This window comes from Acidithiobacillus ferriphilus, from assembly GCF_028215975.1.
GTDB lineage: Bacteria > Pseudomonadota > Gammaproteobacteria > Acidithiobacillales > Acidithiobacillaceae > Acidithiobacillus > Acidithiobacillus ferriphilus.
Map to the genome: position 1 here is coordinate 1,745,941 of NZ_CP116458.1, position 13,293 is coordinate 1,759,233.

Here is a 13,293-nt window from a genome sequence, read left to right on the forward strand (position 1 = left end):
CCGACATGCAGACAATCCGCCATCACCCTCCCTTGCTCGCCTTGCTGGCTATATTCATGTTCTTCCTAGGAACATGGGTAAGCAATGTCGCAGTGGCCATGCCGCTCGGTGTTTCCTGCGCTGCCACGCCAGGCATGTCGATAGCGGACATGCCCTGTTGCCAAGGTGGTCACGATATGAACGTGAGCACACATTCCTGGGCGATGTCCGGCCAGTGCGTGTCGATCTGCGCAGCAACCCATGCACCGGGGGGATTAAGACTCCCGGGAATAACCTTCCCGGCCCCGGCAATGATGGGCTCCGTGACATTCTCCCGTCCGGCAATCTTCTTCCCGGCAGCAACCCAGGTTTTTTCCCCCCGCCTGCCACATCCCTCCCCTCCCCTCCAGCACGTGCGGTTGGTCATTTAATCTCCCCTGAGCAAACTGGCACCCCTCTCCAACTTGAGGAAATGCATAGCTGTTTTGCCATGGAGATTTTTATGTACGCCAATATTCCTGGTCGTTTTATCCAACCGACATGGGGCGGTATTCGCCTCTCTGTCGGGGTGCTATTGCTCCTGTCGGCAACATCCGCCTGGGCCGCCTCGCTGAGTCTGCAGAGCGCGGAAACCGTTGCCCTGCGGCAAAATCCCGGACTCGGCGCCCTGACCCAAAAGATTGCGGAATTGCGGCACAAAGCCGTGGCTGTTGCCCAGTTGCCCGATCCGCATCTCGCCCTCGGTGCCGCGAACCTGCCCCTCAACAGCTTCTCCATGAACCAGCAGCAGATGAGCATGCTGAGCGTGGGCCTGAGTCAGACCTTTCCCTCCTTTGGCAAACTGGGGCTGGAAGGACAACGGGCGGGAGTGGAGGCCCAGGCGGCCGCCGATACCCTGCGCGGCCAGTCCGCCGAGTTGGTGTTGTTGCTGCGCCGTGCCTGGCTGCAAGCCCTTTATACCGAAAATGCCATGGCCGCGGTCCGGCACCAGGAACAGTTGGAGGCCGCGAGCGTGCAAGCAGCACTGGCGCTCTACCGGTCCGCACAAGGGACACAGGCCGAGGTACTCCGTGCCCAACTGGCGCACGCCAGTTTGGCCAATGACATCACCAGATTGCAGGCAGAACAGGCAAGCGATCTGGCGCAAATCGCCCAGATTCTAAACCTGCCGGAACCGCCGTCCATAGAAAAGCAATGGCCGAATCTACCGCCACCCCCCACTCTTGCCGAAATGGAAGCCCGACTTTCCGGTCAGCCCCTCCTGCGCGCCGCCCAGGAGCAAACCCGTGCCGCGCAAATGGGCGTGCAGGTAGCCAAAACCAGCTATTGGCCGGACGTTACCGTCAGCGTCGGTTATGGCCAGGATTTCCACCCCGGCAGCCCCAACTGGCTGTCAGCGGGGGTTAACCTGAGCCTGCCGCTATTCCCGGGCGATCGCCAAGACCAGGACGTTGCCGCCGCCCAGGCCAAGGCCCAGCAGGCGCAATATCGCTACGACGATCAACACCTGGCCCTGGCCCAGCAGGCGCGTGCCGCCTTTGCCCGCTATGAATCCTACAAAATCCAGTTGCAGCGCATGGATCGACAACTGCTGCCCACCGCACGGAATGCCTTTTCCGCAACACTCGCCGCCTACTCGGCGGGGCGCGCCGGACTGGATGCGGTGTTGCGCACCCAGAAGGACGTGCTGGACTACGCCCTGACCCGGCTGCAATACCGCCGCGATCTGGCCCTCAGCGCCGCAGAGCTGGATTTTCTCGCCACCCAAGGAGAGATACAACCATGAAGCCACGCAACTGGATTATCGGCATCAGCCTACTCGTCATTGGTGTGGGTCTCGGGGCCAATGCGGTCTGGTGGCTGCGAACCCCTGCCGCGGCGCCCGGCGCCCACTCCGCCGCAGCTCCGACAAGTATGCCCAAGCAACGGCACGTCCTCTACTGGGCTGCCCCCATGGACCCCAAAATCCATTCGGATCACCCGATGAAGGACAGTATGGGGATGGCCTATATCCCGGTCTATGCCTCCAGCTCGAACGCAAAAAAAGAGTCCGGCCTCAGCATCGATCCGCGCCTGGCGCAAAATCTGGGGGTGCGCCTTGTGGCGGTGCAGCACCGGCAGATGGGGCATGCCATCCATACCGTGGGCACCGTGGCGGTGGACGAGAACCGGGTCTATTCCGTCACTCCGCGTTTCTCCGGCTGGGTGACACGCTTGAACGTCCGCGCCGTGGGTGATCCCGTGCAGCGTGGCCAGGTGCTCGCCGAGATATATTCTCCCGAACTGTATAGTGCCCAGCAAGAATATCTCATTGCCCGCCGCCAGGATGGGGCGACGGAAGGCCCGGCATTGCTGGCGGCAGCCAGGGCGAGATTGCGACTGCTGGGCATGCCGGAAAACCAGATCGCGGCGCTCGCCCGGCACGGCACAGCGGAACGCAATGTAGCGGTCATAGCCCCCACTTCCGGGGTGGTCGAGACCCTCCATGCGCGCCAGGGTGGTTATGTCTCGCCGCAGACGAATCTCTATGAAATAGCCAACCTCGACCGGGTTTGGGTCAATGTGGCGCTCTACTCCCATCAGTTGCCCTGGGTACGGATCGGCAACCCCGTGCGTCTGCATCTGCCGGCCTATCCCGGCAAGACCTGGGAAGGACGTTTGAGCTTCCTCTATCCGACCCTCGACCCCAAAAGCCGGACGGTGACAGCCCGGCTGAGCTTTCCCAATCCTGGGGGAAACCTGCGCCCCGGCACCTATGCCGACGCCACGGTTCTGGCCAGTCCCGAGGAGACCCTGGCGGTCCCCAGCAGCGCCGTACTGCGTACCGGCCAGAGAGATTACGTGATGCTGGGCGAGGACCAAGGACACTTCCTGCCGGTACAGGTCGCTCTCGGAGTGGAGGCCGACGGCTGGGTAGCCATCGACAAGGGGCTCAAAGCGGGTGACCGGGTGGTGGAAAGTGCCCAGTTCCTGCTCTATTCCGAATCCCAGTTCCAGTCCGTCAAGGCCCGTATGCTGGGGGGCAATACGGCATCTACCAAGAGCACCATGGCCGGGATGGATATGAGTCCAGGAGGGCAGTCTCATGATTAGAGCAATCATGCGATGGTGTATGGCAAACCGCGCGCTGGTCGTGATCGCCGCCTTGGCGCTGATTGCCGGTGGTATGTTGGCGATGATCAATATCCCCCTGGAGGCTATCCCCGACATTTCGCCCACCCAGGTCATCGTCAAGACCTCCTACCCTGGTCAGGCTCCGCAGATTGTTCAGGATCAGGTGACCTACCCCCTGGAGACCACCCTGCAGGAGGTACCCGGTGCCCAGGCCGTGCGCGGCTACTCCATGTTCGGGGACTCCTATGTCTACGTCCTCTTCAAAGGGGGCACCAGCATCTATCAGGCCCGCAACCTGGTACTCCAATACCTGAGTCAGGTACAGTCCAAGCTGCCGCCGGGGATCACCCCGGCCCTGGGGCCGAACAGTTCGGGGGTGGACTGGATCTTCGAGTATGCCCTCACCGACCCCGGCGGGACGTTGAATCTGGCCCAGCTCACCACCTTGCAGAACTGGTTCCTCAAGTACGAACTGCAGGGCATCTCCGGCGTTGCGGAGGTGGCCACGCTAGGGGGCATGGTGCAGGAGTACCAGGTGGTGGTGGATCCGCAGAAACTTCTCGCCTACCACCTGACCTTGCCGACGGTGGAGGCCGCCATCCGGGCGGCTAACGGGGAGACCAGCGGTTCGGTGGTGGACATGGGAGACGCCAGTTATATCGTCCGCACCGCGGGCTATATCCATTCCCTGAAAGACCTGCAAGATGCGTCGCTGGCCGTACGCAACGATGTGCCCATTACGCTGCGGGAGGTGGCCCGGGTGCAGTTGGGTCCACAATTGCCCAACGGCGTCGCCGAACTCGACGGTAAGGGTCAGGTGGTGGGCGGTATCGTGATGATGAATCAGGGTGGCAACGCCTATGCCCTCATCCACCGGATTGAGCGCAAGCTCAAGGAACTCCAGCCCTCCCTACCCAAGGGGGTGCGAGTCGTCACCACCTATAGCCAAGCCCCGCTTATTCGGCACAGCATTCACACCCTGACCGGCAAGCTGCTGGAAGAATCCCTGGCGGTGGCGCTCATTTCCCTGCTCTTTCTGCTGCGCGCACGTTCGGCGCTGGTCGCCCTCGTCGCTCTACCGCTGGGAATACTGGCCGCCATCCTCATCATGTGGGCCATGGGCATCCCCGCCAACATCATGTCTCTGGGCGGCATCGCCATTGCCATCGGCGTGATGATGGATGCCCCCGTGGTCATGATCGAGAATATGCACAAGCAGTTGGAACACAACCCTGGCGTCGACCCTTGGGCGGCGGCCATAGCGGCGGCGGCGGAGGTCGGTCCGGCACTGTTCTTCTCGCTGATTATCATCGCTGTTTCCTTCCTGCCGGTCTTCGCCTTGGGTGGCGAGGAGGGTAAACTCTTCGCGCCGCTCGCCTTCACCAAGACCTTTTCCATCGCCGCCGCCGCCCTCCTTTCGGTCACCCTGGTGCCCATTTTGATGGCCTGGTTCATCCGCGGCCGCATCCGCCCTGAAAACAAAAACCCCCTGAATCGGGTCCTGGCTTTCCTCTACCGTCCGGTTATCCACACTGTTCTGCGCGCGCCCTGGATTATTTTGATTCTTGCCCTGCTGCTCACGGCCACCCTCATTTACCCCTGGAACCGTCTGGGATCGGAGTTTATGCCCCCCCTGAACGAGGGGACGCTGCTCTACATGCCGATATTTCAGGACCCCGCCGTCTCCATCGGTGAGGCGGCCATAGTTTTGCAGCAGACGGACCGCATCCTCAAGACCTTCCCCGAGGTGAAAACGGTTTTCGGTCAAGCGGGCAGAGCCCAGACGGCGACAGATCAGGCACCCTTATCAATGTTTGATACCACCGTCACGCTCAAAGAGCCGGATCAGTGGCCCGTCGGGATGACGATACACAAGCTGCAGAACAGGATGAATGAGGCGTTGCGCATTCCTGGCCTGTCCAATGTGTGGACACAGCCGATCAAGAACCGGGTGGATATGGTCACCACCGGGTTGACAACCCCTCTTGGCATCAAAGTGACGGGTCCGGATCTCGATACCCTGAACCGCCTGGGGCAGAAACTCCAAACGGCTTTGCAGAAAATATCCGGCACCCAGAGTGCCTACGCGGCACGGGTTACTGGCGGCCGATATATCGTCGTGCGCACTGATCGCAGCAAAGCAGCCCGTTACGGCCTTTCGGTGGCGGATGTGAACCGTCTCGTGGAAACGGCCATTGGCGGCAAGGTCCTGAGCACCGCGGTACAAGGGCTGGAACGCTTCCCAGTGGTTCTCCGTTACCCTCGGGAACTGCGCCAATCCCTGTCCACCCTGATGGAAAGCCGAATCGCCACATCCGACGGTGCCCAGATCCCCCTGACCCAGGTAGCCGATCTCCGCATCGAGGGGGGGCCAGCGATGCTCACTAGCGACAACAGCCGTCTGAACAGTTGGATCTACATTGACCTGAAACCGGGCACCAACATCGGTGCCTATGTGCCCCGTGCCAAAGCGGCCATTGCGAAAGCCGTCAATCTCCCAGGTGGTTACACCGTCTCCTGGGTGGGCCAGTATCAGATCATGCAGCAAACCACTAAACGCCTGGAACTGGTCATTCCTGCCGTCATTCTGCTGATCGCCCTGCTCCTCTACTTCAACTTCAAGAACTGGGTGGAGGTGGCCATTATCCTGCTGACTTTGCCCCTGTCTCTGGTGGGTGGTTTCTGGTTCATCTATTGGCTGAATTACAAGCTCTCGGTGGCTGTGGCGGTGGGTTTCATCGCCTTGGCGGGAGTGGCATCAGAATTCGGGGTGGTGATGCTTCTCTACCTGGACCAGGCCCTCCTCCGGCGGCAGGCCCGTGACAACTTACGGAATTGGCACGATCTTCGGCTGGCCGTCATTGAGGGAACCATGCTGCGCCTGCGGCCATTGGCCATGACCTTTACCCTGGTGGTGGGTGGCCTCTTACCCATCATGTTCAGCCATGGCGCCGGTGCCGATGTGATGAAGCGCATTGCCGCCCCCATGGTGGGCGGCATGTTCAGCGCCGCGTTGCTGGCCTTGCTGGTAATTCCTGCCCTTTACGCCCTGTGGCAGAAGCGGCGATTGGGCCTACACTGATGGGGCTACAGATGAGGGGGAAGTAATGATCATGGGTGAAAAGGAGGGATACCGCGGGAGTTTTTGTAGCGACACTAAAGTTGGAATTCAACAAGGAAACAGTTTAACAATAGCAAGGAGACGACAATGAAACGCTTCTATCTCACCCTCATTCTGCTGTGTTCTTCGGCGGTCACGCTTCCGGCACAGGCGGCCATGGACAATATGGGTGGCACCAAAAACATGGCCGGGGCACAGGCGGTCAAGGCCCAGATCTTCATGGGACATGGCAAAATCAACAGCATCAATCCCACCGGCACAGTCAACGTTGCCATGGGCCCCGTCAAGGCCCTTGATTGGCCCAAGATGTCCATGAATTTCCTGATCCTGGACAAGGCCATGCTCGCCAGTCTTAAGATTGGCGAGCATGTGAATTTCGACTTCTCAAAAGATACTGCCGGAGGGTACGTGATCACCAGAATATCGCCAGCCAAATAAAAAATATGGGGCATCCCCGTAACCGGCCTAACCCGGCCTGGGCGTCTCCAAAGGGGCGCCAGTACAAAATGGTCAGTCGGCGCGCGTTTCCTGCACTCTGCATTGGGGCGCATTCACCGTGCCGGCAAGTCAGTGACCAAGGCCACCACGCCGCCGCTGAATGCGGTGGCTGCGGATTTGCCACAAGGTCAACAGCAACCCCACCACCACGTAGGAAATCACGGCGATAAACAGTACCAACGGTGGATGCACGGCGACCAGGGCCACAACCAGCACCACAAAGATGGCTAAGGCAAAAGGTACTCGCCCGTGCAGGTCAAAATCCTTGAAACTGCGGAAACGGACATTACTGACCATCAACAGACCCAACGCGTAGACCAGTCCCAGCGCCAGATACTCGCTAATCTGTGTCAGCCAGGGATATCCCTCCCCTACCGCCACCCAGACCAGACTGGCCAGCACTGCCGCCGCGGTGGGTATGGGCAAGCCTTGGAAGTAGCGCTTGGATGCGCTATGCACCTGAGTGTTAAAGCGGGCCAGACGCAGAGCACCGCAGGCAGTATAGATAAAGGCCCCCAGCCACCCGAATTTGCCGAAATCCTGCAGTCCCCACAGAAACACCAAAATGGCCGGCGCCATACCAAAGGCAATCACATCCGCCAATGAATCATATTCCGCGCCGAATGCGCTTTCCGTATGCGTCATCCTTGCCACGCGCCCATCCAGACCATCGAGAATCATGGCAATGAAAATGACGATGGCGGCCACCCGGTAGTGACCGTTGATGGAAGCAATGATGGAATAAAAACCGGCAAACAGGCTGGCCGTGGTAAAGAGGTTGGGCAGGACATAAACCCCACGGCGCGGATATCTGGGATTCATGGCTGTTGGGCACCCAAGGTCGCAATACACTGGGCACCTGCACGCACCCGTTCGCCTACGGCCACCAGGGGCTGGGCATTGACCGGCAGGTAGGTATCTACCCGCGAACCAAAGCGGATAAAGCCGAAACGCTGTCCCGCGGCCACGCCGCTATCGGCCGCGACATAACAAACAATACGCCGCGCGACCAACCCTGCCACCTGTACGACAGTCACGTCGCTGCCATCGCCAGTTTTCACCCAAAGGGCATTGCGTTCGTTCTCCAAAGAAGCCTTGTCGAGGGCGGCATTGAAGAATTTACCCGGAAAATACCAGGTTTTCTGCACTTGTCCCTTAACCGGCATGCGATTCACATGCACATCAAACACATTCATAAAGATACTGATCTTGAGCGCAGGACGGGAAAGATAGGGATCGTCAACCTGCTCAACAGCGATCACCTTGCCATCAGCGGGGCACACCACCGATCTTTCCGATAACATCGGCAGGGGACGCCGCGGATCACGAAAAAACTGGAGGCTGAAGAGAAAAAGCAGATAAAACGGCGCTGCCCACCAGCCATTCGTAAATATCTGCAGCACAATGGCGATACCCAAAAACAAGGCCAAAAAAGGCCAGCCTTCGCGCGCCAGCAAGGGATAAGGATAGTCTGTTTTCATGGGCGGAGGATATCAGGAGCCGGACAATGATAAAAGGGCGGAATCAGCACAGGCACATTACTTTTTGCCCACAGCCATTCCGCCCATGCAGACTATCGCCAATCCCGGCCGCAAACTTTAGTTGCGTGAACGGTCCACGATCCGGTTCTGGCCGATCCAGGTCATCATTGAGCGCAACTTGTTGCCCACCACTTCAATGGGGTGCTCCGCCCCAATTCGGCGCATAGCCTGCATGGTCGGCTTACCTGACTGATTCTCCAGAATAAACTCTTTGGCAAACTGACCATTCTGAATTTCGGTCAAAATCTTCTTCATCTCCGCCTTGGTATCCGCATTTACAACCCGCGGGCCACGCGTCAGGTCACCGTACTCCGCCGTATTAGAAATGGAGTAACGCATATTGCTGATGCCGCCTTCGTACATGAGGTCGACGATCAGCTTCAGTTCATGCATGCACTCGAAATAGGCCATTTCTGGCGCATAACCGGCCTCCACCAACGTCTCAAAACCTGCCTGCACCAGCGCCGTAGCACCACCACACAGCACCGCTTGCTCGCCAAACAAATCCGTTTCGGTTTCTTCCCGGAAGCTGGTCTCGATCACGCCGGCACGGGTACCACCGTTGGCCTTAGCATAGGACAACGCAATATTGGTGGCATTACCGCTTGCATCCTGATGGACCGCGATCAGGCTGGGCACACCGCCACCTTGCGTATAGGTAGAACGCACCAGATGACCGGGTCCCTTAGGTGCCACCAGGAAGCAGTCCAGATCGGCACGCGGATGAATCTGGCCAAAGTGGACGTTAAAGCCATGGGCAAACGCCAGTGCCGCACCCTGCTTGATGTTCGGCGCGATTTCATCGCGATACAGCGCACCCTGGCCTTCATCGGGGGTCAGAATCATGATCACATCGGCTGCGGCCACGGCTGCGGCAACCTCCTTGACGGCTAGTCCGGCATTACTGGCTTTCTCCCAGGAGGAAGAATCCTTGCGCAAAGCAACGACCACGCTGACGCCGGAATCCTTGAGGTTCAAGGCGTGCGCATGTCCCTGGGAACCGTAGCCGATGATGGCCACTTGCTTCTTCTGGATCAGGGCGAGATCGGCGTCGTTATCGTAATAAACCTTCATGTGAAACCTCTTTATATTTGGTTAAGTGATTGTAAATTTTTATTTATGGATTAGATTGCCTTGGCACCACGACTGATGGCGCTGGCACCGCTGCGTACCACTTCGATGACCATACCGGGGTCCAGGGCATGGATAAAGGCATCCAGCTTCTCGCCTGTACCCGTCAGCTCCATCGTGTAGGAGCGGTCCGTCACGTCAATGATGCGCCCCCGGAAAACATCCGACAGTCTTTTGACCTCCTCGCGATCCTGCCCTACGGCATGAACCTTGATCAGCATCAGCTCGCGCTCAATGTGCGGCCCCTCGGTCAAGTCGTGCACGCGTATGACTTCCACAAGCTTATTCAACTGCTTGAGGACCTGCTCCATGATTTCCTCGGAACCTCGCGTCGCCACCGTCATCCGCGAAATACTCGGATCGTGAGTCGGCGCGACAGTCATCGCCTCAATATTATAACCACGCGCCGAGAACAGCCCCGCCACTCGTGACAGGGCACCCGCTTCATTCTCCAGCAAGATAGAGATGATATGGCGCATGGGTTATACCAGAATCATTTCGGAGAGGGCCGCACCCGCAGGCACCATGGGGTAGACGTTTTCCTGCGGGTCTACCTGGAAGTCCATGAACACCATGCGGTCTTTAAGGCGCAGTGCCTCACGGATCACTGGTTCCACATCAGCAGGGGTATCCGCGCGCAGGCCAATATGGCCATAAGCTTCGGCCAATTTCACGAAGTCAGGCAAGGCATCCACATAGCTCATGGCATAACGATTTTCATAGAAAAACTCCTGCCACTGCCGCACCATCCCCAGATAATGATTGTTGAGACACGCCACCTTGACGGGCAGGTTATACTGCAGGCAGGTGGACAACTCCTGAATATTCATCTGAATGCTACCATCTCCCGTCACACAAACCACCGTCGCATCCGGTTCGGCGACCTGCGCGCCCATGGCCGCAGGCAGCCCGAAGCCCATGGTGCCCAATCCACCACTATTGATCCAGCGACGTGGCTGGTCGAAACCATAGAATTGCGCGGCCCACATCTGGTGTTGGCCCACATCCGAGGTGACGATGGCGTCACCACCGGTAAGCTCAAACAGTTTCTGCATCACAAGCTGCGGCTTGATGACCCGGTCGTCCTGATTATAGTGCAGACAATCGCGCTGCCGCCATTCTTCAATCTGCGCCCACCACGCCTGCATGGCTTGCGGATCATTGCGCTGACCATTTTCCGCCAGAATCTGGTTCATCTCCAGCAGTACCTGCTGCAAATCGCCAACGACGGGCACATCCACCCGCACATTCTTGGAGATGGAGGACGGATCAACATCCACATGCACAATCCGGGCATGCGGCGCGAATTTGGCGAGGTTGCCGGTGACGCGGTCATCAAAACGCGCGCCCAGGGCCACTAGCACGTCACAGTGCTGTACCGCCATATTGGCTTCGTAGGTACCGTGCATACCCAGCATCCCTAAAAACTGGCGATCCGACGCCGGGTAAGCGCCCAACCCCATGAGCGTATTCGTGATGGGCGCGCCCAAAGTGCGCACCAGCTTGCGTAGTTCCCCGGAAGCGTTACCGAGGATAATGCCACCGCCGGTATAGAACATCGGCCGCTGCGCACCGGTAACGAGCTGCGTGGCTTTACGCACCTGCCCCGGATGGCCTTTCAGCGTCGGTTTATAGGAACGCAGGCTGATTTTTTCCGGGTAATGATAATGGGTTTTGTGACTGGTAATATCCTTGGGGATGTCCACCAGCACCGGGCCTGGCCGCCCCGTCGCCGCCAGATAAAAAGCCGTCTTCAGGGTAGTCGCCAGATCGCGGACATCCTTCACCAAGAAATTATGCTTGGTGCAGGGCCGCGTAATACCCACCGTGTCCACTTCCTGGAATGCGTCATTACCGATGAGCGCAACGGGCACTTGCCCGGTGATCACCACTATGGGCACCGAGTCCATATATGCCGTGGCAATGCCAGTCACCGCATTGGTGGCACCCGGACCACTGGTGACCAGCGCCACACCAACCTTGCCAGTGACCCGGGAATAAGCATCTGCTGCATGCACTGCCGCCTGCTCATGACGTACGAGAATATGCTTGACGGCATCCTGCTGTGCGAGCTCGTCATAAATATACAGCACCGCACCGCCCGGATAACCGAAGACATGTTCCACACCTTCATCACGCAACGCACGTACCACAATCTCCGCACCCGTCAGGTCTTCTTCTACCAGATCGGGACTTGGGCGATTTTGCGTAGTCGTCAGGGACGTCATCGTCGTACTCCTCAGGGAATAAAGTATTAGCGCAAAAAGCTAGACATTTTTTGCTGTGAGGTCAAATAAAAATGCCTTGGCACATACGGCTTGTCATCTATGGTACCGCGGTCAGCGGCACGTTTTCCGGCCTAGTGGCTGTGCAAGTATTCCAGATAATCGCGCGCCTTGCTGACCAACACCTCCGGCAGTCCGCGTTTTGCCGCAATAACCAGACCCAGGGAACGCCCCGGCACCCCGATCTGCAGCTCGTAGGTGGGCTCCAAGCGCTCCTGATCAAAGCGCATGGAGGCATTACACAGGCAAGCGTGGGTATCGGCAAAAGCCTTGAGCGGGGCGAGATGGGTAGTCACCATACCCCGCACCCCACGTCCCGCCAAATGATCAAGCACGGCCATCGCCAGCGCTGCGCCCTCTTCCGGGTCCGTGCCGGTACCCAACTCATCCAACAGGATAAGGGTATGATCATCCGCATCCGCAAGGAGTCTTTTCAGGATCTCCACATGACCAGAATAGGTAGACAACTCAAAAGCGACACTTTGCGGATCACCCATATCCACAAAAACATGTGTGAAATTCCCAACCACAGCGCGCCCTTCCACCGGAATATGCAAGCCGCAATGGGCCATTACCGTAAGCAACCCAACCGTCTTCAGAGCGACACTCTTGCCGCCGCTGTTGGGTCCGGTCACCACCAGAATCGGAGACTCGGCATCAATATGCACGGATAACGGTTTGGGCCGTGGACCCCGCTTCTCCGCATAAGCGAGGACGAGTTGCGGGTGATAGGCCACTTCCAGTACCAGCACCGGCACGTCCACCATCTCAGCCGCTTTGCCATGCAGATGGATGGACAGTTGCGCGCCCGCGATGGCCAGGTCCAGCCAGGTCAGTGACTCGACCAAATGCTGTAAGCCAATCAGGCGCTCACGCGCGGCATCGCTGAGGGCGCGGAGGATAGCCTGGTTCTCCTGTTCGATACGGCCAGCGATCTTCTCCAGATGGTTATTACCCGCCACCACCTCCATCGGCTCCACCAGAACGCCATGTCCGCCTGGGCCGGTACCGCGCCGCACCCCGCGAATCTTGTCCACTGCCCCATCGGGCAAGTGCACGCAGGCGCGCTGGCTGGACCAGTGGACCTTCGCTCCCGGCGCACGCAGATGCCCCTGCAGGGTCCTTTGAATCTGCTCGCGCTCCGTCTTCAACTCACCATGCAACTGGCGCAGGGTATCATTACCATCTTCGCGTACGCTGCCGTTGGCTAGGAGAACAGCGTCAATCTGGGGTAACAGGTCCGCTGCCGCGTCCAGCCGCTCCGCCCCGGTGGGCAACAGCGCAGGACGTTTCTCCACATAAGGACGCAACTGCAAGCCGACCCGCAGCACCAGCGCCAGATTACGCAAGGCGGTACCCGCCAGCGCCGCACCAGGAGAGGCTACCTGGCGAATACTGGCGCGCACATCCGGCAGCTCCGGGAGAATCGGGCCTTCGCCCGACTCCAGGCCAACGCGGGCGGCGGTGATGGCCGCCTGCAACTGGCGCGCGACGCCCACTGTGGGGGCAGGTGCGAGGTTACGCGCCGCCTCGGCCCCGAAGGGCGTCGCACAGAGCCTTTCGAGCAAGCGGCGAATGCCCCCGAATTCCAGGGGCTTCAGGTCAGCGTCCATGGGTTCTCCCG

11 protein-coding genes are annotated in these 13,293 nt (G+C 59.0%); 4 read left to right on the forward strand and 7 right to left on the reverse strand.

Annotated features, from left to right (window positions below; translation table 11 throughout):
- Nucleotides 1–169: 169 nt before the first annotated feature.
- A complete protein-coding gene (locus PJU76_RS08825) occupies nucleotides 170–406 on the reverse strand; it encodes a hypothetical protein (RefSeq protein ID WP_271779225.1) in 237 nt (78 codons plus the stop codon).
- A gap of 75 nt (nucleotides 407–481) precedes the next feature.
- On the opposite strand from PJU76_RS08825, the gene PJU76_RS08830 reads away from it, so the two are divergent.
- The 4 genes from PJU76_RS08830 to PJU76_RS08845 all read left to right on the forward strand — a co-directional run bounded on the left by PJU76_RS08830 (nucleotide 482) and on the right by PJU76_RS08845 (nucleotide 6,652).
- Nucleotides 482–1,765: a TolC family protein gene (locus PJU76_RS08830; protein ID WP_271779226.1), complete on the forward strand. Its 1,284-nt coding sequence runs from the start codon at nucleotides 482–484 to the stop codon at nucleotides 1,763–1,765.
- Complete coding sequence (locus tag PJU76_RS08835; protein ID WP_271779227.1) at nucleotides 1,762–3,072, forward strand: efflux RND transporter periplasmic adaptor subunit; 1,311 nt, start codon at nucleotides 1,762–1,764, stop codon at nucleotides 3,070–3,072. The genes PJU76_RS08830 and PJU76_RS08835 overlap by 4 nt, the downstream gene beginning before the upstream one ends.
- Nucleotides 3,065–6,175 carry an efflux RND transporter permease subunit gene (locus tag PJU76_RS08840; RefSeq protein WP_271779228.1) on the forward strand — a complete coding sequence of 1,037 codons (3,111 nt, stop codon included), beginning with the start codon at nucleotides 3,065–3,067 and terminating at the stop codon, nucleotides 6,173–6,175. Before PJU76_RS08835 ends, PJU76_RS08840 begins: the two co-directional genes overlap by 8 nt.
- 126 nt (nucleotides 6,176–6,301) lie before the next feature.
- Nucleotides 6,302–6,652, forward strand: a complete 351-nt coding sequence (locus PJU76_RS08845; RefSeq protein WP_271779229.1) for a copper-binding protein — start codon at nucleotides 6,302–6,304, stop codon at nucleotides 6,650–6,652.
- Nucleotides 6,653–6,781: 129 nt separating this feature from the next.
- On the opposite strand, the gene pssA is transcribed toward PJU76_RS08845, so the two are convergent.
- From pssA to PJU76_RS08875, 6 genes are all read right to left on the reverse strand, one after another.
- Nucleotides 6,782–7,534 (reverse strand): CDP-diacylglycerol--serine O-phosphatidyltransferase, encoded by a 753-nt coding sequence (gene pssA / locus PJU76_RS08850; protein WP_064217761.1) that lies wholly within the window; start codon nucleotides 7,532–7,534, stop codon nucleotides 6,782–6,784.
- On the reverse strand, nucleotides 7,531–8,193 hold the full coding sequence (locus PJU76_RS08855) for a phosphatidylserine decarboxylase (RefSeq protein WP_271779230.1): 663 nt from the start codon (nucleotides 8,191–8,193) through the stop codon (nucleotides 7,531–7,533). Before PJU76_RS08855 ends, pssA begins: the two co-directional genes overlap by 4 nt.
- Before the next feature lie 117 nt (nucleotides 8,194–8,310).
- On the reverse strand, nucleotides 8,311–9,327 hold the full coding sequence (gene ilvC, locus PJU76_RS08860; protein WP_064217763.1) for a ketol-acid reductoisomerase: 1,017 nt from the start codon (nucleotides 9,325–9,327) through the stop codon (nucleotides 8,311–8,313).
- Nucleotides 9,328–9,377: 50 nt separating this feature from the next.
- Nucleotides 9,378–9,863, reverse strand: coding sequence for an acetolactate synthase small subunit (gene ilvN, locus PJU76_RS08865; RefSeq protein WP_064217764.1), 486 nt, complete (start codon nucleotides 9,861–9,863; stop codon nucleotides 9,378–9,380).
- A gap of 3 nt (nucleotides 9,864–9,866) precedes the next feature.
- Nucleotides 9,867–11,612 (reverse strand): biosynthetic-type acetolactate synthase large subunit, encoded by a 1,746-nt coding sequence (ilvB, locus tag PJU76_RS08870; protein ID WP_271779231.1) that lies wholly within the window; start codon nucleotides 11,610–11,612, stop codon nucleotides 9,867–9,869.
- A 131-nt stretch (nucleotides 11,613–11,743) separates the two neighbouring features.
- Nucleotides 11,744–13,282, reverse strand: coding sequence for an endonuclease MutS2 (locus PJU76_RS08875; protein WP_271779232.1), 1,539 nt, complete (start codon nucleotides 13,280–13,282; stop codon nucleotides 11,744–11,746).
- Between the last annotated feature and the right edge of the window lie 11 nt (nucleotides 13,283–13,293).

Coding starts and splice junctions, on each gene's coding strand:
- PJU76_RS08825 (WP_271779225.1), bottom strand. CDS start 406: ATGACCAACCGCACGTGCTGGAGGGGAGGGGAGGGATGTGGCAGGCGG.
- PJU76_RS08830 (WP_271779226.1), top strand. CDS start 482: ATGTACGCCAATATTCCTGGTCGTTTTATCCAACCGACATGGGGCGGT.
- PJU76_RS08835 (WP_271779227.1), top strand. CDS start 1,762: ATGAAGCCACGCAACTGGATTATCGGCATCAGCCTACTCGTCATTGGT.
- PJU76_RS08840 (WP_271779228.1), top strand. CDS start 3,065: ATGATTAGAGCAATCATGCGATGGTGTATGGCAAACCGCGCGCTGGTC.
- PJU76_RS08845 (WP_271779229.1), top strand. CDS start 6,302: ATGAAACGCTTCTATCTCACCCTCATTCTGCTGTGTTCTTCGGCGGTC.
- pssA (WP_064217761.1), bottom strand. CDS start 7,534: ATGAATCCCAGATATCCGCGCCGTGGGGTTTATGTCCTGCCCAACCTC.
- PJU76_RS08855 (WP_271779230.1), bottom strand. CDS start 8,193: ATGAAAACAGACTATCCTTATCCCTTGCTGGCGCGCGAAGGCTGGCCT.
- ilvC (WP_064217763.1), bottom strand. CDS start 9,327: ATGAAGGTTTATTACGATAACGACGCCGATCTCGCCCTGATCCAGAAG.
- ilvN (WP_064217764.1), bottom strand. CDS start 9,863: ATGCGCCATATCATCTCTATCTTGCTGGAGAATGAAGCGGGTGCCCTG.
- ilvB (WP_271779231.1), bottom strand. CDS start 11,612: ATGACGTCCCTGACGACTACGCAAAATCGCCCAAGTCCCGATCTGGTA.
- PJU76_RS08875 (WP_271779232.1), bottom strand. CDS start 13,282: ATGGACGCTGACCTGAAGCCCCTGGAATTCGGGGGCATTCGCCGCTTG.